At 58.6% G+C, this 19,986-nt stretch carries 18 protein-coding genes and 4 pseudogenes; 11 read left to right on the plus strand and 11 right to left on the minus strand.

Annotated elements, in window-relative coordinates:
* Nucleotides 1-400 precede the first annotated feature (400 nt).
* Together DPM35_RS32660 and DPM35_RS32665 are read left to right on the plus strand one after the other, a co-directional pair.
* Nucleotides 401-553, plus strand: a complete 153-nt coding sequence (locus DPM35_RS32660; RefSeq protein ID WP_181592216.1) for a hypothetical protein — start codon at nucleotides 401-403, stop codon at nucleotides 551-553.
* Nucleotides 554-587: 34 nt separating this feature from the next.
* Complete coding sequence (locus DPM35_RS32665) at nucleotides 588-896, plus strand: hypothetical protein (protein ID WP_181592217.1); 309 nt, start codon at nucleotides 588-590, stop codon at nucleotides 894-896.
* A 782-nt stretch (nucleotides 897-1,678) separates the two neighbouring features.
* On the opposite strand, the pseudogene DPM35_RS33020 reads toward DPM35_RS32665, so the two are convergent.
* Nucleotides 1,679-2,057 (minus strand): annotated as a pseudogene (locus tag DPM35_RS33020) (IS110 family transposase); the annotation flags it as partial.
* Between the two features lie 437 nt (nucleotides 2,058-2,494).
* Between DPM35_RS33020 and DPM35_RS29505 the strand changes: the two are divergent.
* Nucleotides 2,495-3,739 (plus strand): ATP-grasp domain-containing protein, encoded by a 1,245-nt coding sequence (locus DPM35_RS29505; RefSeq protein WP_112131013.1) that lies wholly within the window; start codon nucleotides 2,495-2,497, stop codon nucleotides 3,737-3,739.
* Nucleotides 3,740-3,798: 59 nt separating this feature from the next.
* Here DPM35_RS29505 and DPM35_RS29510 read toward each other — a convergent pair whose 3' ends face one another.
* The gene (locus DPM35_RS29510) at nucleotides 3,799-4,536 is read right to left on the minus strand and encodes a LuxR family transcriptional regulator (protein ID WP_112131148.1); all 738 of its coding nucleotides are present in this window, start codon (nucleotides 4,534-4,536) and stop codon (nucleotides 3,799-3,801) included.
* Nucleotides 4,537-5,227: 691 nt separating this feature from the next.
* Here DPM35_RS29510 and DPM35_RS29515 point away from each other — a divergent pair.
* From DPM35_RS29515 to DPM35_RS33185, 6 genes and pseudogenes are all read left to right on the plus strand, one after another.
* A complete protein-coding gene (locus tag DPM35_RS29515) occupies nucleotides 5,228-6,106 on the plus strand; it encodes a TauD/TfdA dioxygenase family protein (RefSeq protein ID WP_112131149.1) in 879 nt (292 codons plus the stop codon).
* Nucleotides 6,107-6,744: 638 nt separating this feature from the next.
* Nucleotides 6,745-7,195 (plus strand): annotated as a pseudogene (locus tag DPM35_RS29520) (transposase); the annotation flags it as partial.
* Between the two features lie 149 nt (nucleotides 7,196-7,344).
* Nucleotides 7,345-8,181: pseudogene (istA, locus tag DPM35_RS29525) on the plus strand (IS21 family transposase); the annotation flags it as partial.
* A gap of 104 nt (nucleotides 8,182-8,285) precedes the next feature.
* The gene (gene istB, locus DPM35_RS29530; RefSeq protein ID WP_112131017.1) at nucleotides 8,286-9,140 is read left to right on the plus strand and encodes an IS21-like element helper ATPase IstB; all 855 of its coding nucleotides are present in this window, start codon (nucleotides 8,286-8,288) and stop codon (nucleotides 9,138-9,140) included.
* A 69-nt stretch (nucleotides 9,141-9,209) separates the two neighbouring features.
* Nucleotides 9,210-9,892 (plus strand): annotated as a pseudogene (locus DPM35_RS29535) (transposase).
* A complete protein-coding gene (locus DPM35_RS33185; protein WP_281004654.1) occupies nucleotides 9,819-10,085 on the plus strand; it encodes a transposase in 267 nt (88 codons plus the stop codon). The pseudogene DPM35_RS29535 and the gene DPM35_RS33185 overlap by 74 nt, the downstream one beginning before the upstream one ends.
* A gap of 239 nt (nucleotides 10,086-10,324) precedes the next feature.
* On the opposite strand, the gene DPM35_RS29540 is transcribed toward DPM35_RS33185, so the two are convergent.
* The 3 genes from DPM35_RS29540 to DPM35_RS29550 form a co-directional block, all read right to left on the minus strand.
* Entirely contained in the window at nucleotides 10,325-11,167 is an 843-nt protein-coding gene (locus DPM35_RS29540) for a 2OG-Fe(II)-dependent halogenase WelO5 family protein (RefSeq protein ID WP_112131019.1), read from the minus strand.
* The gene (gene ectB, locus DPM35_RS29545; protein WP_112131150.1) at nucleotides 11,157-12,416 is read right to left on the minus strand and encodes a diaminobutyrate--2-oxoglutarate transaminase; all 1,260 of its coding nucleotides are present in this window, start codon (nucleotides 12,414-12,416) and stop codon (nucleotides 11,157-11,159) included. The genes DPM35_RS29540 and ectB overlap by 11 nt, the downstream gene beginning before the upstream one ends.
* Nucleotides 12,417-12,563: 147 nt before the next feature.
* Complete coding sequence (locus DPM35_RS29550; protein WP_112131151.1) at nucleotides 12,564-13,253, minus strand: OmpW/AlkL family protein; 690 nt, start codon at nucleotides 13,251-13,253, stop codon at nucleotides 12,564-12,566.
* A 1,600-nt stretch (nucleotides 13,254-14,853) separates the two neighbouring features.
* Between DPM35_RS29550 and DPM35_RS33385 the strand changes: the two genes are divergently transcribed.
* On the plus strand, nucleotides 14,854-15,537 hold the full coding sequence (locus DPM35_RS33385) for an SAM-dependent methyltransferase (RefSeq protein WP_425373431.1): 684 nt from the start codon (nucleotides 14,854-14,856) through the stop codon (nucleotides 15,535-15,537).
* Nucleotides 15,507-15,902, plus strand: coding sequence for an exopolysaccharide production repressor protein (locus DPM35_RS29560; protein WP_181592219.1), 396 nt, complete (start codon nucleotides 15,507-15,509; stop codon nucleotides 15,900-15,902). The genes DPM35_RS33385 and DPM35_RS29560 overlap by 31 nt, the downstream gene beginning before the upstream one ends.
* Before the next feature lie 1,178 nt (nucleotides 15,903-17,080).
* Here the strand turns inward: DPM35_RS29560 and DPM35_RS29570 are convergent.
* The 6 genes from DPM35_RS29570 to DPM35_RS29595 all read right to left on the minus strand — a co-directional run bounded on the left by DPM35_RS29570 (nucleotide 17,081) and on the right by DPM35_RS29595 (nucleotide 19,794).
* Nucleotides 17,081-18,094, minus strand: a complete 1,014-nt coding sequence (locus DPM35_RS29570; protein ID WP_112131027.1) for a 1-aminocyclopropane-1-carboxylate deaminase — start codon at nucleotides 18,092-18,094, stop codon at nucleotides 17,081-17,083.
* 128 nt (nucleotides 18,095-18,222) lie between these two features.
* The gene (locus DPM35_RS32670; RefSeq protein ID WP_181592220.1) at nucleotides 18,223-18,363 is read right to left on the minus strand and encodes a hypothetical protein; all 141 of its coding nucleotides are present in this window, start codon (nucleotides 18,361-18,363) and stop codon (nucleotides 18,223-18,225) included.
* A gap of 72 nt (nucleotides 18,364-18,435) precedes the next feature.
* Nucleotides 18,436-18,789 carry an exopolysaccharide production repressor protein gene (locus tag DPM35_RS29580; RefSeq protein ID WP_245431703.1) on the minus strand — a complete coding sequence of 118 codons (354 nt, stop codon included), beginning with the start codon at nucleotides 18,787-18,789 and terminating at the stop codon, nucleotides 18,436-18,438.
* Complete coding sequence (fdxB, locus tag DPM35_RS29585) at nucleotides 18,786-19,103, minus strand: ferredoxin III, nif-specific (protein ID WP_112131031.1); 318 nt, start codon at nucleotides 19,101-19,103, stop codon at nucleotides 18,786-18,788. Before fdxB ends, DPM35_RS29580 begins: the two co-directional genes overlap by 4 nt.
* Nucleotides 19,100-19,303, minus strand: a complete 204-nt coding sequence (locus DPM35_RS29590) for a CCE_0567 family metalloprotein (RefSeq protein WP_112131153.1) — start codon at nucleotides 19,301-19,303, stop codon at nucleotides 19,100-19,102. The genes fdxB and DPM35_RS29590 overlap by 4 nt, the downstream gene beginning before the upstream one ends.
* 17 nt (nucleotides 19,304-19,320) lie before the next feature.
* The gene (locus tag DPM35_RS29595) at nucleotides 19,321-19,794 is read right to left on the minus strand and encodes a DUF269 domain-containing protein (protein ID WP_112131033.1); all 474 of its coding nucleotides are present in this window, start codon (nucleotides 19,792-19,794) and stop codon (nucleotides 19,321-19,323) included.
* Between the last annotated feature and the right edge of the window lie 192 nt (nucleotides 19,795-19,986).

Genomic DNA, 19,986 nt, shown 5'->3' on the forward strand with positions numbered 1-19,986 from the left:
GGGAGGGAGAGATCCGCTTTTGGCGAGATCGAAGCGACAGAGGCGGCGGTCGCGCGCTTCGTGCGCTAGCTGGCGCAAAAGTATCCGCGACTGCATTTTTGCTACGAAGCCGGCCCGACCGGCTAGGGCCGTGCCGGCAGATCGTTGGGGTAGGCGCGCGCGCCGCTGCGATGCCGTTGCGCCCTCGCTGATCCCCAAGCGGGCGGGCGAGCGCGTCAAGACGAACCGACGCGATGCGGTCAGCTTGGCACCGCAGTTGCGAGTTGGCGAACTGAACGGCATTTGGGTTCCCGACACGTGCACGAGGCGGTGCGCGATCTGGCGCGGGTGCGGGCCGCGGCGGGCGAGGACCTAGCAAGAAGCACCAGATGCTGCTTTCGTTCTGCTGCGCCATGGCCGGGTGTTTAGCGGCCATAAGCACTGGAGTCAGACCCATGCCCGCTGGCTGGCGGCGCAAAAGTTCGACCATCCGGCCCAGCAGATCGTGTTCCAGGACCAGCTCGATGTCATCACCGATGCGCAAGCTCGGCTGGAGCGATTGGACGACAGCTAGCCGAGCTGGTGCCTAGCTGGTCGATGGCGCGTCGGTGGTGGTGGCCTATCAGGCACTGCGCGGTGTGTCCTTCATGGTTGCCGTCACCTTCGTCAGCGAAGTCGGCGATGTGCGCAGCTTGCTTCGACAACCCGCGCCAGTTGAAGGGCTTTCTCGGCCTGGTGCCCTCGGAGCGCCCGCCGCCGAGACGGTCAAGCGCGGCGGCCAAGCGCTTACCGGCAATTGCCGTGCGCGTCGCGTGCTGGTCGAGGGCACCTGGAGTTACCGCTATCCCGCCCGGGTGACCGAACCCATTCGCGTCCGGCTCGAGGGCCTGCCGAAGGCGGTACGCGAGATCGCCTAGAAGGGGCAGACCCCGCTTTGCACCCGCTACCGCCGGATGACGGCGGGCGGCAAACCCATCGTCGTTGCCGCGATCGCGCGCGAGATAGCAGCCTTCCTGTAGGCCATCGGTCACCAGATCGAACCGGCGCGCTGACGATGCGGTTCGCTTGTGCCTTGAAGATCGCGCTTGAGCGGCAACGCTTCCGCTCGCACGGGGCCGCCGGATCGAAGCCCCATTTGACCGCTTTCAAGCCGGCTGCCACACCCCGGGCAGCACGGAGTCGGGACGTGGCGACCGGTGGGGAAACTCCTATGCGGCTTGAGCATCGCTCCAAAGCCCGTCATCAGGCAGGGAAAAGCCCCAAGACGAATTGCGGAAGTGCGGTAACCAACCCGCAGATAAGAGCTTGATCGACCGTCGGCTGAAGGCCCATCCCATCCCCGTGCTGTCCTCCAGTCAACGGAAACAAACCTGTGGCAAGGACATGGGACGGAAAAGTTCATCCATCACCCTTGACCACGGTCATAAGAGCTAACAGCGTTCTCTATCAGGGTTGTTAAGGTCAAGCTCCTGTTGCGTTTTTTCGCACCGAGTCGCCCCGCGGGTCGCTCGCTTCTCTTCGCGTCGGCGCTGGGCCGCTGCATGGCGAGGTCAGGAGAACGAGGCGTCTCAATCTGTTGAACGACCGTGGGAGAGTTCGCCCCAGGATCTTGCCTGATAACGAGATCGCCTTACCCATAATCCCCATGGGGACGATCAACCCTTTATGTGGGAAAACTCTTTCTCCGTTTGTCAGTTGTTCATTTCATGCCGATACGGTCTGGTTCCTTGCCGAGGCGGAACTTGATCGCGTCGCTCCACATGAGATGAAGGATAACGGCGAGCTTCCGGGCAGTAGCGACACCGGCTCGCGCCATAGGCGCCGCTTGGCGATGTTCATGCCCCGCGCGCAGGCGAGACCATTTCTTGCAGCGAGCAGTGCATGAGCGCTTCGTAAAGCGCTGTGCAGGCGAGTTCGCCCCCGCAGCGGCTGACTTTGCCCCGGATATCGGTCTCATCGGGACTGGGAGGCTGCTGCAAACCCAGATGCGCATCCACATCCCCCGACCGGCGGAAGCGGTCTGGCAGGCCGACCCTGCGCAAGAGAGCCGCGTGAAAATGAATGGCGACTACAGCTCCGTCCGACTTCGGTACTCAATCGCCATCTTTCCCGGGCCAACGGGCGAATGGCATGGGCGCGGAGCTCGACCAACGGTAAGCCAACTATCCAGCAAGTGACAGTCTATTCGAGATCCGTGTTGCCGATTCTAAAAGTGTCCGGTTGAACACATTCATTGTTTTGAAACCGACAGATTGAGTATGAGTATTCCGCCGGCGGGACGCGGAGTACAGATGCTACACTCTCGCACAACAATGGTTTCAATGGCACGGCAATTGCATGACATGGTGAAGATACATTACGCCGGAAGCGGTCGCCATCTCCGCAGAGAAACCACATGAAGCTGCTCGAATGTCGCAAATCGTTGGCATATGAGCACTGTCGGGTTTAAGTTACAGGAAATGATGCCAATTTTGGCTGAGGGCCGCCATGCAGAACGCAAAAGAGGACAATGTCAATGGCAAGGCAGGCGCTCATTCTGGTTGAAGGTCACAGAACTAGTGGTCTGCTGTACGTCCAAGCGGTCAAGCGTCTTGGACTTTATCCAATTAGCTTGGCGTCTGATCCAAGCTGCTACGATTATCTTGCGGCGGAACAGGTTGAAGCTATCCGCGTCGCTACAGACGATCTCGATGCCCTGATCGGCGAATGTTCTCGGCTACGTGCTATCTATGACATTGTCGGCATTACTGGCTTCTCGGGCGACGATGAGTCGGTCAGTGCTACAGTTGCCAAACTCTGCCGACATTTCGATCTACCAGGGCCGAATCCCGCGTCCCTTGAGCGATGCTGCGATAAATTCACCCAACGTCAGCTCCTTGCGCAATCCGGCGTTCCGGTACCTGCTTGTCGCTTGGCCACGAATCCGATAGAATTCGCTGGCTCCGTTGCGGAGATCGGACTGCCGGTGATTGTCAAGCCAACTGTGGGCAGCGGCAGCAGCGGTGTCCGATTGTGCCGAAACGCCGATGAGATAGCCGAACACACGAGCTATCTGTGGGGCGGGAGGTGCTTCTTGCAAACTCCGCCGAGGATACTGATCGAAGAATTCGCACAAGGCCCCTTTTACAGCGTCGAAATAATGGGGAACGAGGTTGTAGGGATTGTCGCCGCTGATTTCGGGCCCCCACCTCATTTCGTCTTCCATAATACAACCTTTCCAGCCCCGCTGGGGGATGACGCGAAAGAGTCCATCACCAATATTTCGCTGACCTGTTTGCAAGCTCTCGGTCTTGGCTGGGGGCCCACAAATGTAGAACTCCGTTGGACGAAGCGCGGCCCGGTTGTCATCGAAGTCAATCCGCGACTTGCCGGCGCACTTGAGCCTCAACTGGTCCAACTAGCTTATGGGATTGACCTCATCACCGAACACGTCAAGCTTGTTATCGGTGACGAATGGGATTTGGGCAGGGCACATTCGCAGACAGCGGCCGCGCGATTCCTGGTACCTGATCGTGATGGCATCCTCGATTGGATCGGCGGCGACAGTCAGGCGGCTGCTGTACCAGGCGTCGTAGAGGTCAAATTGTATGCTGAATCAAAGACGCCGATCGTCAGGAATGGTGATTACCGAGATTGGATTGGACATATTGTGGCCGTGTCACCCAATCTTGCTGAGACCGAGGCGATACTTCAACGTGCTCTTAGGTTGATTAATTGGTCGATGTTGTCATTTCCAACCGATGGTGAGCAGGAAGAATGAACGACTTCAAGCCGCAGCGCACCACATCGGCCCCCCTGAAAAGGCGCGATGTTCAGTTCTTACAATTTAATAATCCCGAACTCCAAGGCCTTTATAGCGGCGACCGTTCTGCTAGCAGCATCCAATTTCCGCGCCACATTTTTAATATGGAAATTCACGGTGTTTGCTGAAATTCCTAAAATTTTTCCAATCTCCCAGGACGATTTCCCTCTCGCGGCCCACAGAATACACTCTTTTTCTCGCTGCGAAAGGCCGGGAGGTTCAACGATGTAGCGAGGATTCATTATGCTCGATATTCTACGGTGGAAGTGAAAAGCGGCTAATTCTAGGAATGTAACCGTTCTACTCTCAAATTCTAAGCGCTTAGACCGAGCAAAGCTAGTTACAGCGAAGGTGCCATTCGGTTCATGCAATGGTACACTCATTCCTGACTTCAGGCCGAATGCAGCAGCTTCATCAAAAACTCGACGTTCGTCATCAGTCGTGCTTGCGTCGTTGTATATCTCACTCCATCGAAAAGCGTCTGCGCGCTTTCGACTTACCTTCAGGATTGGGTCTATTCTGTCGTGACCCATTTCGACATAGCGCTTCTGCCATTCACTTGGGAAATTGAGTATGACCTGCCGGTCACGTGGGGTAAACTTTTGATCTCCTCGAAGGGCAAGAGAGCTATAGGCGACCCACGGGCAATCGAACTTTAGAGCAAACGTTGATAACTGGTCGAACAACCCATCGGATTGACCAATGCCATCGGCCTGGTCGAGAAATCGGCCGAGTTCGAGCGCAAACCCCTTCATGTCGGCTTCAGGGCAGTCCGCCTTCTGGTCCAGAACGTCAGATATACTAGTAACCATGCTCCGGCCTGTCATAATCTCTGCCCCTCAGCTTTTGCACTGGATCATGGCGGCGGTTGCGCAAAGCCGCCGCCGTAACGTGCGGACCTTGCCCACCGCCGCGTGCAACGTGCATCTACAAAGTTATAACATCTGTTTGGATAGATTGATTATTGTCCAATTAAATTACAATAAACTTGTTTCATGTATCCGTCATAACTATAAATGGAAATAACTTATATTAATCTTTTGCGGGCCAGCGCCGGCGGCCTCACCCTTTGGTTGTTCTCTTTGGCCGCCGCAGCAGTCCGCTGTGCAGAGTCCCGTTTCCCAGTACAGCATGCCGAACAATGCCGAATCCTTAAACGGTCGCATTGCGCGAACGATCTTGAACGAGAGCCTTGGACGCCAGTCTCGCCTGCGCACGCAGCGGAAGTCGCATTCATCTGCAGCGGCAAGTTTTATCCTTCAGGCGAGACCGTAGCGCCGCTCTCGCTCGGGTAGGATCAACCTACTGAATGTGGGAGGTGCGATGGATGTAGAGGCGTGGTACCAATCTCGACCACCGGAGAGGAGGAAGTATTATTTGTTTAAGATCAAAGGTCGTTCTGAATAGATTTGCTTGTCAAGGAAACCTAAGATGGAGAAGCTCTTCATGAATGAAGTTTACTTTAACGACGGTGTCGGTCGACGTGCGGACGTAGCTAAATGCACAATGCGCATCGGCGCTGAAATTAGTGACATTAAGCTCTCGGCCGATTTGCCGGATCGGACCATCGCTGCGATAAACGAGCTGGTGCTAGAGCACAAGGTCGTCTTCTTCCGTGACCAGGGTCATCTCGACGACGCCGAGCAGGAGCGCTTTGCTCTTCGTTTCGGGAAGCTTTCGCCATATCCGGAGGGATCGATGCCAATCTTCGACATTGATTCCGCGGGCGGAGATATCCAGGCCGACGTTTGGCACATCGATTGGTCCTGCATGGACGCCTATCCTAAGATTTCGGTGTTGCGAGGCGTTGTGATCCCACCAGTCGGCGGCGACACGGTGTGGTCAAACACGGCGGCCGCATATCTCGACTTGCCGCTGCCGCTACAACGGCTTGCCGACGACCTCTGGGCTGTTCATAGCTTCCCAGGCGATCATTATAAGAGGCCGCATGCCGACGCTCTTGCCGGACAGAGGATCGAGACCGAGCATCCCGTCGTACGCGTCCACCCCGAGACCGGCGAGCGCACACTGGTGCTCGGCTCTTACGTAGCACGGTTCGTTGATTTCTCGATATATGACAGCCGGAGGCTATTCGATCTGTTTGAGGCTCATATCACCGCGCAGGAAAACACGGTGCGCTGGAAGTGGAGGCAGGGTGATGTCGCTATCTGGGACAACCGAGCTACGATGCATTGTGCGACCAAGGACTACGGCGACCAGCGTCGCGTCGTCCGTCGCGCGACTATAGAGGGCGAGGTGCCCGTCAGTATCGACGGCCGACATAGCGTTGCGCGTTTCAAGTTTGTCGGACGAGATGAGAGCTAACCCCTGACGAAGAACTGATCTCCTCGTGTCCCCTACCGGAGTCTAGCTTGTTTCCCGCCCAGAAATAGCAAGAGCTGATTTGTCGACGTGAGCAATTTGGTCTCTAAGCGGCGACCGGCTTGAGCCGGGTTTGAAGCAGAGCGATCAAGAGCGGCAAAAACCCTTCAGCCTTCTGCTCAACCGGCTGGGCCTTCTCTGCGCCTAGATCCTGGCGATACTCGCAACCAAAGCAACGTCACCCCTCCGGCAGCGATTAGCCTGACGCCGCAGTAGAGCCGGTACAGCCCCCGAAGGTGCGCCCTTCCGCTGCTGATGCCGGGAGGTCGCATTCTTCACGGACGACCTGTTGAACCGTTGAACCTGGTAGTGTGTAGGACCCGGCGCCGGCATTCTGCTCAATACTGGCGAGCTCTTTAATTCGAATGCTGCAGCCGCATAACCCGGATAACGCCATTCCGGTGGTGGGGTTCCAATGCTGATTCAGCAAGTGCGTCGTCCACACCGCGTCAAGCTAACTCGTCTTATGCATAGCACTGGGCTCGAAGCGGCTGGCGGATGTATCTTAAGCACTTGATTTAACGTATGATTTGGTTGGTAAAACCTACCCTGCGACCGACATCTCGAGAGCCACACCCGCCATGACCGACGATACGGTGCTGCCTTTCTGTTTTCCAGCCATCGGACACAAGAAGGTCACAGCTGTTCGATGGCGGCCGCATCACCTCGGATGGCGGCGTGATGCTGCTGCGGCGGCGGAACGGCGCCTGCGACTGGCCGACCGACTTGCCACTGCGATACACCATCCACGTGATGCGCGGCGGGTGCGGCATGCCCTGGCCGACATTGTGCGGGCCCGCATCTTCGTCCCCTGCGGCTACGAGGATGCCACGATCTCGACCGGCTGCGCAGCGACCCGGCCTTAAGCTCAACCGCGGGCGACTGCCCGACAGCGGCATCGACCTGTGCTCGCAGCCGCTCCGTTCGCGGCTGGAGAACCTGGCCGACATCAGGACGGTCATCCGGCTCGGCCGCGTGCTAGTCGACCTTTGGCTGTCGAGCTGCGCCGCGCCGCCGAAAAGCGTTGTCATCGGGCGATGAATATTCCCTGATTGTGGGCATCGAAAATTCCCTAGTTGGCGCTGCTGCCGCCAGTTCCGGGACGCGTCCCGGAACTGGCGGCTTTCGCCCCGGTGTCGATAGTCCGTTCCAGCAGCCTTTGCGGGACGGGAGCGGCGCTGGTGGTCCAACTTGGAGAACTTCTGATGATATTGGATCTACACCGTCAGGGCCTGTCCGTGACCGCGATCGCCCGGCGAACCGGGCGCGATCCCAAGACAGTCCGCAAATACATCGAGCGTGGGCTCGAACTCCGCGCCTATGGCCCGCGGCAGGCGGGGCGGCCAAACAAGATCGCGCCGTTTGTCGACTATCTGCGCGAACGGGTCTCGACCTTTCCCGATCTGAGCGCCGTGCGCCTGACGCGCGAGATTCGTGAGCGCGGCTATGATGGCGCCTATACCGCCGTGAAGCGCTTCGTGGCCGCGATCCGGCCGCAGGAGCAGGTCCGTCCCTTTGAGGTGCGGTTCGAGACTCCGGCCGGATATCAAGCACAGGTCGACTTCGCGCGCTTCGTCACGGAATTCACCGACGCGCCGGGCGTGATGCGCATCGTCTGGCTGTTCTCGCTCGTGCTTGGCCACTCGCGTTACATCTTCGCCCGCTACGTCATGCACCAGGACCTGCAGACGCTGCTGCGCTGTCATATGCAGGCTCTCGACGCCATTGGAGGAGTGCCGATCGAGATCCTCTACGACAGGATGAAGACGGCGGTTACCGGCGAAGATAACGAAGGCCACATCATCTACAATCGTTCGCTGCTGGCGCTGGCCAAGCACTTTGGCTTCCAGCCCAGAGCTTGCCGGCCGTATCGCGCCAAAACCAAGGGCAAAGTCGAGCGACCATTCCGCTACATCCGCGAGGACTTCTTCCTGGCCCGCAGGCTCGAGGGACGCCGCCAATATCGGATCGATCCGGCTCATCGTCAGGGGGCAGCTCGCCACGCGGCCAGGAAGAGGGCCCCGGATATCGTCGTGGGCCGTCTCGGCGACCATGTCGTCCGGCGCTCGCTCGACTTCTATCAGGCCGTCGCCGAGCGACTGGCGATCGAGGGGAGCCGGTCATGAGCATGCGCGCATCCACGATCGACAGCATCAGGAAGAGCCTGGTCGGGCTGCGCATGCCGCGGGCGCTCGAAGCACTCGACGCGACCCTGCGGCGCATTGAGCAGGGCGAGATCGACGGCATCCAGGCCTTCGACGAACTTCTGGTGGAAGAACTAACCCTGCGCGAAAGTCGGCGCATCAAGGCTGCTCTGATGATGGCGCGCCTGACCACCGTCAAGACTCTCGCCGGCTTCGACTTCGCTTTCCAGCCATCGCTCGATCGCAACCGCATCATGGCGCTGGCCGAACTGAAGTTCATCGAGCGCGCCGAGGTGGTCCATCTTCTCGGCCCGCCCGGCACTGGCAAAAGCCACTTGGCGACCGCGCTTGCCGTCGAGGCCGTCAAGGCCGCAAAGAGCGTCTACTTCTCAACGCTCGCCGACATCATCGCCTCGCTCGCCAAGGCCGAGCGCGAGGGTCAACTGCGCGAGCGTATCCGCTATCTATGCCGCGCCTCGCTGCTCGTCGTCGACGAGATCGGCTATCTCCCGGTCGTGCCTGGCGGCGGCAATCTGTTCTTCCAGCTCGTCAACGCCCGCTACGAGAAGGGCGCCATGATCGTCACCTCCAACCGCGGATTTGCAGAATGGGGCGAGGTTTTTGGTGACCCGGTTGTCGCAACCGCGCTTCTTGATCGCCTGCTTCACCACGCCGTCGTTATCCAGATCGAGGGATCAAGCTACCGCCTTCGACAGCACGCCGATCTCGTCCCCGAGCACGTTCGATCAAAAGCGCACATCAACCCGCCTCCGCCGCCGAAAAAACGCGGCCGGCCGCCAGGAGCGAGATCCGACGATCAAGATGCCGGCTGATCACCGAGCCCATTCGCCTGTCAGCTAGGGAAAATTGGATGCCCACATTCGCGGAAACTTCGGCGCCCATTGACAAGCGTCACGCTCGACGTCGACGCTCGATGTCGTTCATGGCCATCAGCAGCTGTCGCTCTTCAACGTGACGAGCGTTGCTTCCTGCCGATCCATGTCTATGACGCCGCCACCGGCCCCCCAGTCGCCATGATCCTGCGCCCCGGCAAGATCCCGACAGGCAAGGAGATCCGCGGCCATCTCCCTCGCCTCGTGCGCCGCACCGCCTCCGCTGGCCGACCACCCGTATCCTGATCCGCGCCGATGGCCACTATGGCCGGGCACAAGTCATGGCCTGGTGCGAGAACAACGGCATCGACTACTTCTTCGGCCTACCCGGCAACAAGGTTCTGCAGCGGCTCCTCGACGAGAGCGCCGACGCCATCCGCACGCGCCGCGCGCTCGAGCGCAAGTTTGTGCTGCGCGGCTATGCCGAGCCCCACTGCAAGGCGAAGTCCTGGAAGCTTAAGCGTCTCGTCTGCGCTCGCATCGAGGCAACCGCGATGGGCCTCGACATCCGCTTCGTCGTCACCAATCTCGACAGCGGCTCGGCCGAGCATCTCTATGACCTGATCTACTGCGCCCGCGCCCAGGCCGAAAACCTGATCAAGATGCACAAGAGGCAGCTTGCCTCCGACCGCACCAGCTGCAGCTCGCCAACCAGGTCCGCCCCGTTTTGCACACCGCTGCATACTGGCTGATGCTGACGCTGCGCGATGCCTCGCCCATCATCTCGCCAAAGCCGAGTTCGCAACGCTGCGCCTCAGGCTCCTTAAGCTCGGCGCCTGCGTCATCGAAACCGTCTTGCGCATTCGCCTGGGCTTCGCCGCAGCCTGTCCAGAGGCCGGCCTGTTCCGCCTCGTCGCAACCAACCTGCAGCCGGCCGCACCTTGAGAGGCGGGGCAGCAAAGCCCCGCTTGACAAGACCGTCTCAACCTCCAGCGCATTCCTCAAGTTCAGCTGTGTCGCGGTGAAACAAACGCCTCACCCCCTCATGGCCACACGAGCCGCCGCTACGCAACCAAATCGCTCTCGAATAAGACGGGCTAGAAACTCGCGGCTGAGCTTTCATTTTTGCATTCCCACTCTCCAGTTCCGTCAAACTTGACTACGGGCCAGCCTATCCTTCAGATTCAGGTCCACCAGAGTACAAGATCCCGCCGCGCAAACCCGAAAAAACTGTTCAACACCAGGCGACGCTTTTGGTTGCCTAATTGACCGGTGACTCCATGGACAAAACCGCCGTCGATTAGGGCGATGTCCCCGGGCTTGAGCTGGAATTCCCGGCAAGGAATGTCTTGAAGATAGGCTGCCGAATACGGGTATCCCGTGGTCTCCACACCTTGCGACTTTCGGTCACTGACTGTCGGCTTGTGATACCATAGCCGCAGATTGCCACCCTTCTCGGCCATGCTAGGATAGAAGTTGAGCGCTGCGACGGTGTTGTGCGCCACCGCAGAGATCTCGTAACCCTCCCCCGCACATAGGACTTGAGCGACATCGTCGTGGGGGTCCAAGGAGAATGTGCCGCTGCCACACCAACTGAGAGCGCGACAAACATTAGCCTGACCGTGCTCCGAACGGGCCAGCCGCAATTCAATGCCCTGTTTTTGAAGCTCGCGCTTCAACGCGTCGAATAGTGCTCGAACCGGATCAAGCAAATCGCCGAAAAGGGCATCGACGTACGGTCGCGCAGTTTCCGCCTCTGCGAAATAGGTGGCTGCATCCTTCCTGTAGTGAGATGCGCCGACATATTGTCCGGGGACGCCATCTTTGCGCTGCCTGAGGCCAGGGCTGCCAACAAAGTTCGCGGTGATTTCTTCAGCTATTTCCGTACTGAAAGCTTCCTTGATGTGCAGAGCGGTGATCTCCCCTTTCAGCACTGAGATGATGTCTGCGATAGCGATCGAGCCGGTTCGTTCCCTGATTGTAGGAGGTGAGATAGCAGGCTTCTGAGATGCTTGGTTAGTGCCCATTGGCTTGCTCCTTCAGTGCGTGGTCCAGAATGTCGATGCCATGATCGAGTTCGTCGTCGGTGATGGTTATAGGTGGCAGGACTTTGATGACGTCGCGATCTGGTCCTGAGGATTCGATCAGCAGGCCGTTTTCGAATGCGACATCGTGCACACGGCTGACAACAGCCTGTGAGCGGCATTTGAGACCGATCATCAGACCGCGACCGCGCTTTTGTTCGATGCAAGTGGGAAATTTCGCAACCAGGCCATCCAAGTGTCTCTGCAGTTTGGCGGCTGTTCGCTCGACGCCTGCAGTGAACTGCGTGTCGGACCACAGTTTGCACATCGCCCCTGCAGTCACGAAGGCGAGATTGTTGCCTCTGAATGTCCCGCTATGTTCTCCGGGATTCCAAATGTCCAGTTCGGGGCGAATCAGAACGATTGAGAACGGACTACCTGATGCGCTCAAGGACTTTGAAAGGCAGACGAGGTCGGGATCAATACCCGCGAACTCGAATGAGAAGAACTCGCCCGTTCGTCCTGCACCCGCCTGAATGTCGTCGACGATCAAAACAACACCGTGCTTGCGGCAAATGCGCTGAATTTCTGCAAGCCAAGCAGCTGACGCGGTGTTCATTCCGCCCTCCGCCTGAATGGTCTCCAGAATGATAGCGGCTGGCTTCTCAATGCCGCTACCTGGATCGCCCAATACGAAGTCTATGTAGCTGGCGGAATCGAAATCCTGGTTCGGATATCCATCGTAGGGGACGCGGATCACATCGTGGCGAGCAACACCGCCCAATTCCCTGGTCGACGCCGAACCCGAAACCGCCAGAGACCCAAGCGACATGCCATGGAAGGCATTCGTGAATGCCATGACGCTCGAGCGCCCGGTATATTTTCGCGCCAGCGCCAGCGCTGCTTCATTAGCGTTTGTGCCGGTGGGCCCAGGAAACTGTATCTTGTAGGAAAGGCCCCTGGGCTTAAGAATCGAGTCCACAAACACTTCGATGAATTCACGTTTTGCGGACGTATACATATCGAGCGATAGCAGAATGTTCTCGCCGACGAGATATTCAACCGCAGGCGCAATAATTTTCGGGTTGTTGTGACCGTAATTGAGGGCGCCCGACCCTACGAGGAAATCGATATATGGATTGCCGGCCTCGTCCCAGATTGTCGCTCCAAGGGCCCTATTGAAGACTGTGGGAAAGGACCGGCCGTAGCGACGGACGTTAGATTCATAAGCCGCGAAAACGTCAGTATTCATCGTAGGGCTCTGCACGTGGTGCCTCATTGAACAAAGTTGCACATAGGCTCGTTTGCTGGCGACATATCACCCAAGCCAGAATGTCGGCGTCGCAGCTACATCGGGGCGTTTCGCCAGTCGGTGGCGAAGGTTTCACATGGCCAACCACTAGAAGCGGTATGCGAGGCCCGCACCAATTAGCCAAGGGTCAAGCTTGGCCTTGCCCCTTAGATCGGTGCCAGCCACTTTGACGGTGAAATCTGGCTGCAGGAAAAGCTTCTTGACGTCGAAGTTGACCCCCCAGTGCCGGTCCAGCATGTAATCGAAACCGACCTGCAGCGCGGCGCCAAAGGTGTTCTTCACATGGAGAGCATCGGCACTTCCGACACTCTGATTGTAGAAGACGGTGTAGTTCAGGCCTGCTCCGACATAGGGTCGGAAGGCTCCGAACCGGCTAACATGATATTGCAGCGTGAGAGTGGGTGGCAGCACCCATACCTTTCCGACGTTGCCCAATGGTCCAATCGCTCCGGTGCCGTCGACTTTGGCGGAGGTGGTGGCAAGTATGAGTTCGGCAGCGATGGTTTCTGTGAAGAAATAGGAGATGTCGAATTCCGGGGTTACGGTGTCTGAATAGGAGAGATTGGAACCGGCGATCCCGCCGACGTAACCTGAATCGTTGGTTTTCACTCCCAACGCGCGTATGCGAATCTGCCATGGGGACGGCGTCTCCACCGTCCTTTGGTCCTGTGCGATGAAGGGTTGCACAGGGTCTGCCGCCAAGGCCTCTGGGCTCACTCCCATGAGGACCATAAGCGCTGAGGCGCCTTGTGCCGCAACCAACCGCACGTTTGTCATCATGTTTTCTCCAAGTATCTAACAGACCGTGGGCTCCGTCGGTGCCTGAGATGACTGCTCATCCCTGGCTCTCCGGAACGCTCTGCCAAAAGCATTGCATTTGTCGTGCCAACGAGAAGAAGCATTGGGAAACGGTATCTTTCGCTTCCGACGCACTCTCGTATCGGAGCCAAACCGAGTGTTTCGACCTGAAACTGTCGTGTTTCTCACAAAGGGCCTGGCGACCGCGTGCACGCGAGCGAGCCCTGCCCTGTTTCAGTAGATGGGTGCGATCCGCATCGCCGGGTTGTGCGGCGACGAAGTTCTCGCCGTCGTCAGGTCGGCCGCCGCACCGCAGAGCTTGACGCTTGGTCACTGCTGAAGGGCGGAGGCTTGCGCGGTATCAAACCGGTCATCTGCAAAGCGTGGTGCCGATTGGTGGGCGCCATCGTCGAGGTCCTCCTGGAGATGGCTTGGCGGTGCTCCAACGGCCTTCTCGTCATCGCCCGCATCTGCTGGGGCAGGCGTGAGTGATAGCGTGCGGCAGGTGCTGAGATGGCGTTGACAAAGCGCCGACTTGCCGAACCGGCGAAAGAGAGCGTGCGATTTGACCACCAGGCAAATCGATGGCCGCGGAACTGGAGCCGTTAAAGCCGCAGGCAAGAAGCCGAACAAGACGTCGCTCGGGATGACACTGGTGTGATGAGGCACCGAGCCGTACTCAATAGATAGACGCGGCCCGCTATGAACATACTCAAGGCGCGCATGGACTCGCCAGGTTTTACCCTAAAGATTGCCCAGAAGGTTCAACCCGGAGCACGTGAAGGCCATGGCGGTATCGTGCTATCGATTCCTCGTCCGAGGTATGCAGCGTTGTCGATGGCGGTCCCGGAGCAGCTCATCAGCGGGATCCGCAAGATTTTGCGCGGGTCAAGCCTCCACGATGCCAGCAACCGTCGGGCTTGGCCGCATGGCGACGCGGGCCTTATGGCATAGCTCGGCGGAACCGAACGTTGGGCCGTGGGAGCCGAGACCGGAGAGCTCTGAATTGCGATGCTACGTGGCTCTGCGTGAACTCCCGAAGTGCTCGCTCAACGAGATAACACCTCACGAAGGGTCGCGAGCTGTGCATTACAAGTCCATTCAGACATCCACTGCGTCGATGTTTTATATCCAAACAATCCATTGTTCTGATCGACAGGTATAAATTAAAAAAGGCTCCAATATCTGCCGATAAGTCGATGGCAAGCGAAAGAGCCTGTCCCGTGCTTCAGGAAGTGGCCGTAGGAGGTCCGTTGGTGCGCTCTGAGGTGCGGTGGATTAGGACGCTCTTTGTGGCAAGGCAAGATCTCGCCCCTCCTCCTGTCGCCATTGGACAATACGCACTCCGCCTCCGGGTCGCACTGCCCGACAAAACCCATGGCCCGCAGACCATCTATTGGCCATCCCGCCTCTTCTTCGGTGCAAAAGATAATGTGGAGAACAACGCTCTGACTCCGATGCCGTTAGGTTCGGCGTTTACCGGGAATATAAAGCCACTTCGCATGCCGCATGCTGCCCCAGGTTGCCCGCTGGGGACAGATCCCGCTGATGCAGCCTTGGCCTAATGCGCGCAAAGATGATGGAGGGCACATCATTGGCGCATGACGATCATCATGCCTTATGTTTGGAATTGGCCGAGAGCAATCCTGGGCCAACCAACGCGAGCACCTTTGAGCGCCACTGGAACAGGCAGTTATTGCGGCTCGCACTTTGCGGGGGCCCCGTAACGCAGGGGCTTCAGGTCGGATGCGGGACCAGGGCTTTCACGGAACAGCTAGCGCCGCATTGCGAACGGCTCACTGTCTTGGATGTCGAGCCGAAAGCGCCTTGTCTGACGCGCCTGCGCATCCAGGATTTCTCGCACATCGATTGGGTGGTCTGCGAGGACGAACCCAGCGCAGTCAGGGAGTTGTTCGACCTTATCGTTGGGACCGACGTGCTTTGCCATCCCCCAGGCATAGCGGAACTGCGAACGGCGCTCGAAAATGTGGTTCGCGTGCTTGCTCCGGGCGGTCACCTTGTTTTCGGATCCCGACGCGGTTCAATTCACCGGCGTTGGGGTCATTTCGCGAGTGCTGGGCCTGAGATAGCCTCATTGAACCTGAAGCGGTCTCAGCTGCCGTGCGTGCGAAGCCCAGGGGAATGGCTCCTGCGAAGACTATTTGGTCGTACTCTTCAAAAACGCCGCTCAACCAGCCGAGGGTTCGGCAAGCGAAAGACCGGATTGAGCAAATGGCCGCAGTCCGATTTGTCAGCGGCATAGTCGGCACTTTGGCTGTTTTCGCGATCGCCACTTATTGCCTGACCGGGTCGTTCACCGCCGTGTTTGTGCAAGCTGGCCTTTGTGTTTTGCTCATGCAGGTCGCATACTCCCTGGCAGTGGTTTATCTCGTTTGGAAACAGGGCCTCGGTGCGCTGGGCGCACAAGATCCAAACACGCTTTTGCGACAGCTGGACACAAGCCTAGACCGGCGTGTCGGTCGTGCCTGCGCTGAGCTTCGCGCCGACCGCCAATATGAAGGCGAGCAAAGCCCTTGCGCCGAGCTTACGCATGACAACACTGTCGCCGCTGTCGAACCAGAAGACTCACATTCGGTCATGATGTCTGCCGCATCCCCCTTGATCTGAGCGAGAGCCCGGGTTGCGCATCCATGCATGCCTGGCCAGACCGGGCATTTAGACTGAGGCGAAAGCCCGGTCATGGTGAATTCGCCGCGGGTCAGCCTCAGGACATCGGACACCTACGTTGCTGGCGCCGTTTTGGAAGCGGCATTGGCAACAGGCATGATGAAGAACCAAAGAGGCTGCGAGCTCTCGCGCTCGAAGTACAAACCCCTGTTGTACCCAGCACGCCGCCTGATTCGTGAGCTTATACCGCGACCTGGATGTCCATTTCCTACGCGACGGCAGAACCGTCCCGAGCGGATCGTTTCGCGTATCGTGGCTTGAGCAGAGTGAACAAAGCCAAAGTCCACGGGTCCCAGCCTCGGCCGATTGAGGCGACAGGACTCGACCTCAACCAATATGGGTGCCCGATAGCGGTCGCGGTGGCGACGTACTTGCGCCAGCAGCTGGCAGACGTCGACCTCAAGCACTTCAGTCAGGTCCAGAAACTCAACAATGTCAGCCGGCGGTCACAGCGCTCACACTTTAGCTGCGAATGAATTGGCGCCCGAGCATGTCCGGGACTTCGCCGGGTCAGGCCTTTGTTCCTGTGCGGTGCAACCAACTCCTTCATAGACAGGCGCTGATGAGGCGATCGACGCGATTTCACGTGAGGGGAGCGGACACCAGGACGAATCCGTTCATGGAAAAATCCCAGTTTCAGATGAGGAGCGCGACTAGAGTTGAAACGTCCTCCGCACCCAGTGTCGACAAAGCTATCGCGGACGAGGTCCCATAGTCGGATGCGCGACACCGTGGGTTTGCACATGGCATTGAGTCGCTCGATCCTCAGCTCCGCACCCGGGCGGTGAAACCCGGAGAAGAGATCACGGACGTCCTGTCAAGGACAATGCGCTCGTGATTGTCTTCATGATCTCATCGTCAAACCCGGCCCGGCAGACGCGGGCGGAATGCGCTGGCAACCCAGCCCGCCAGGCCAAGTGATGCATCTGGGAACCGCACGTGATGCAGGCCAACACGAGCCCGGAATTTTGGCGGCGCCCCACCGACTTCGTCAGCTTTATAAATTCATGGCGATATCCACGGGCGACTGCGCCGGCCGCTCTAGATGCATCGGCTCCCCAGCCGGCAGCCGGCGCGGCGGCTCCCAAGCGGGTCGCTGCTGAAGCGTCGCGCACGGGTCAGCCGTTGCGAAAGGTGTAACCATAGCCGTTGATCGCCGGGGCACCGCCGAGATGCGCGAAAAGAACCCTCGAGCCCTTTGGAAAAAAGCCTTTCTGGACGAGGTCGATCATCCCATGCATCGATTTACCCTCGTACACGGGATCGGTGATCATACCCTCGAGCCGTGCGCACAGTCGGATCGCTTCCTTGGTTTCCTCCGACGGAATGCCGTAACGCGGGCCGGCGTATTCCTCGAGCAGCACCACGTCATCGTCGGCCACTTCCATTCCGAGGTCGACGAGCTCGGCTGTATACTGGGCAATATCCAGGACCTGCGCCCTGGTTTGCGAGGGAGTGGCGGAGGCATCGATGCCGATGACGTTGCGATGCCGGCCATCAATTGCAAATCCGACGAGCATGCCGGCATGCGTTGAGCCTGTGACAGTGCACACGACGATGAAGTCAAATTTAAACCCAAGCTGCTTCTCCTGCGCGTGCACCTCCTCGGCGAACCCGACATATCCGAAACCGCCATAGGGATGAACGGACGCGCCGGCTGGTATTGCGTAAGGAATGCCGCCCCTTGCCTTGACGTCGTAGAGCGCCTTTTCCCAACTGCGGCGGATCCCTATGTCGAAGTCTTCCTCAACCAGGCGCACCTCGGCTCCCATGATGCGGCTCAGCAAGATGTTGCCGACCCGGTCGTAGACGACATCGTCGTGCGGAACCCAGCTCTCCTGAACCAGCAGGCATTTCATGCCGATCTTGGCGGCGACCGCGGCAACCATCCGCGTGTGGTTGGACTGCACGCCGCCGACCGTTACCAGGGTGTCGGCATCCGACGCGATGGCGTCAGGGATAATGTATTCGAGCTTGCGCAGCTTGTTTCCGCCAAAGGCGAGTCCGGAGTTGCAGTCCTCGCGTTTGGCGAAGATTTCCACCTTTCCCCCCAGATGCGCGCTGAGCCGGTCGAGCTTCTCGATGGGGGTCGGCCCAAAGGTGAGCGGATAGCGTTCGAATTTTTTCAGCATGTTCTTTCCAGCGATGCGCGAATGAGCTGAAACCCGTCATCCACATCATTTTCAGGGGAGCGTGTTTGGCCTGATGTCAGCTGTGCCTGCACAACTTCTCAGGAGAGCTTCGGCATAGTTCCAGCGCGCTATTCGCCATGGAGACCACCAATTGACGCGCCGGCCTGCCGCGATGGGCTGCTAGTGATTTTCGCGCCGAGAACTGCCTCTCCCGACATCGGAATGACCGGATCGCGGTCGTCCCTGACGATATTAAGGATGATCTGCAAGGCTCGATCCGCCCAATCTTCGTGGTTGATCCAAAAAGGCTCGGATCCAAGCTCCGGTCTTTTCACCATGCCTCAGCGGAACGGCGACAATCCGCCGATTGGAACGAACTGGAGCACCTCTAAAGGTTCGATCCTTCGCACCTCATGATCGTCTGACAGCTGGTGTCCAACCTGTCGCAACTTGTGGGTCTCGGCCGTTCGGCTGGCTCTGCTGTCGTGGCCAGCGCGCCAGATCAGGAAAAGGACGTTTGCGAAATAACCCAGCTGGAGGAGTAGTGAACAAGCCAGCGTCGTGACGAGCGCTATGCGGATTGAATGAGACCCGAAATAGACAATCACAGCGTTGCTGCACAGGATCATCCATAGAGCGCGACAAAAGTTTCTAAAGCGCATCGCCGTTTCTCCTTTTTTGGTCCGCTTGTTCATGCAGAGACCTTGTCGGCTGCGACATGGGTCTGACAGTTCTTCGGGCAGACGCGAGTGCAGGCTCCACAGCCTACGCAGCGGCCGGCATGGTCGACGACCATGATCATGCGATTGAGTTCGCCGTCGAAGTCGTCCTCTTCGCCGTCGCAAGGGCCGAGGATTTCGCCTGCGTCGTCGACGCCGTAAAGATGCATGACCTCGCGCGAGCAGACCTTGAAGCAGCGACCGCAGCCGATGCAGGTGGTGCTGTCGATCGCGGTGAGATACTGCGGCATCCATTCGGAGCCGTCGCGGGTGACGAAAGCGTTCGTCATAGTCCATTCTCCAGCGCGGCGAGCTCTGTCCTGGCGGAATCCAGCTCGGCAAATGCGCCGAAGGCTTTTTCGGCAGTCGCCTTGATCTCGGTCCAGTTGACCGGGAGGTCCTCGGCAAGATCGTGCAGTTCCATCTTCGCGGCTGCTGCGCGCGATTGCAGCTTGCGGACTTTCTTCCGCAACGCCTCAAAATCCGACAGCGATCCTTCCTTCGATTTCATTTGGCCATCGTCTCCTCAGGGGCTTCAATATCTGTTGTCGCAACGTCGACCAGTCTGGTGCCCGCTTCCGCGAGCTGCCGGAGTGACTCGAAGCCGAAACGATGGATCTCTGGAAAAAACGGCCCAACGCTTGGCACCGAGAAGCCCGCCCCCAAAGGCGTCGAGGGCTTGGCACCCATGATTGGCGATTTCACCTTGCCGAAATGCTCCGCGATCGCGAGCCCGACGGCACTGTAGAACATGTCGATTTTCCACAGCGCGTGAGGATCGGGATAGCCCTCACCTGGGATCGCGCGGCGCTTTTGTGTTGTGACGATGAAGTCGGCCAAGAGCATCGCGTCCGATTTGTCCTCCCACAAGTGGCAGGGCTCCTGAGCACGGATCAGCCGCACCAGGCATTTCACGAACGGTGCGGCAAGGGCTAGCTCGTCCTCGTCGACTGTCGGACTGATCGGCGTCACACAGTTCATCTTTTCGCCATTCCTCTTCCTTCAAAGGCGATTTCTTTTTCCGGCAACGTCTGGCTCGGGCACACCGGACTGGCCGATGCCCAGCCCGGAGCTGGCAATTCAATCCGAATGTCCTGGTGACCGGTTGACGCGTCTTGAACCGCTCGATCTTGCCTCGGCGGTACTTGGCGTCCAACGTCACTTTCACCGCGG

Source organism: Mesorhizobium atlanticum, assembly GCF_003289965.1.
In the GTDB taxonomy this organism is placed as follows: domain Bacteria; phylum Pseudomonadota; class Alphaproteobacteria; order Rhizobiales; family Rhizobiaceae; genus Mesorhizobium; species Mesorhizobium atlanticum.

Excerpts from the sequence above, each read along its gene's own strand:
- DPM35_RS29505 (WP_112131013.1), top strand. The coding sequence starts at position 2,495 with ATGGCAAGGCAGGCGCTCATTCTGGTTGAAGGTCACAGAACTAGTGGT.
- DPM35_RS29510 (WP_112131148.1), bottom strand. The coding sequence starts at position 4,536 with ATGAAGGGGTTTGCGCTCGAACTCGGCCGATTTCTCGACCAGGCCGAT.
- DPM35_RS29515 (WP_112131149.1), top strand. The coding sequence starts at position 5,228 with ATGAATGAAGTTTACTTTAACGACGGTGTCGGTCGACGTGCGGACGTA.
- istB (WP_112131017.1), top strand. The coding sequence starts at position 8,286 with ATGAGCATGCGCGCATCCACGATCGACAGCATCAGGAAGAGCCTGGTC.
- DPM35_RS29540 (WP_112131019.1), bottom strand. The coding sequence starts at position 11,167 with ATGGGCACTAACCAAGCATCTCAGAAGCCTGCTATCTCACCTCCTACA.
- ectB (WP_112131150.1), bottom strand. The coding sequence starts at position 12,416 with ATGAATACTGACGTTTTCGCGGCTTATGAATCTAACGTCCGTCGCTAC.
- DPM35_RS29550 (WP_112131151.1), bottom strand. The coding sequence starts at position 13,253 with ATGACAAACGTGCGGTTGGTTGCGGCACAAGGCGCCTCAGCGCTTATG.
- DPM35_RS33385 (WP_425373431.1), top strand. The coding sequence starts at position 14,854 with ATGGAGGGCACATCATTGGCGCATGACGATCATCATGCCTTATGTTTG.
- DPM35_RS29560 (WP_181592219.1), top strand. The coding sequence starts at position 15,507 with ATGGCCGCAGTCCGATTTGTCAGCGGCATAGTCGGCACTTTGGCTGTT.
- DPM35_RS29570 (WP_112131027.1), bottom strand. The coding sequence starts at position 18,094 with ATGCTGAAAAAATTCGAACGCTATCCGCTCACCTTTGGGCCGACCCCC.
- DPM35_RS29580 (WP_245431703.1), bottom strand. The coding sequence starts at position 18,789 with ATGAACAAGCGGACCAAAAAAGGAGAAACGGCGATGCGCTTTAGAAAC.
- fdxB (WP_112131031.1), bottom strand. The coding sequence starts at position 19,103 with ATGACGAACGCTTTCGTCACCCGCGACGGCTCCGAATGGATGCCGCAG.
- DPM35_RS29595 (WP_112131033.1), bottom strand. The coding sequence starts at position 19,794 with ATGAACTGTGTGACGCCGATCAGTCCGACAGTCGACGAGGACGAGCTA.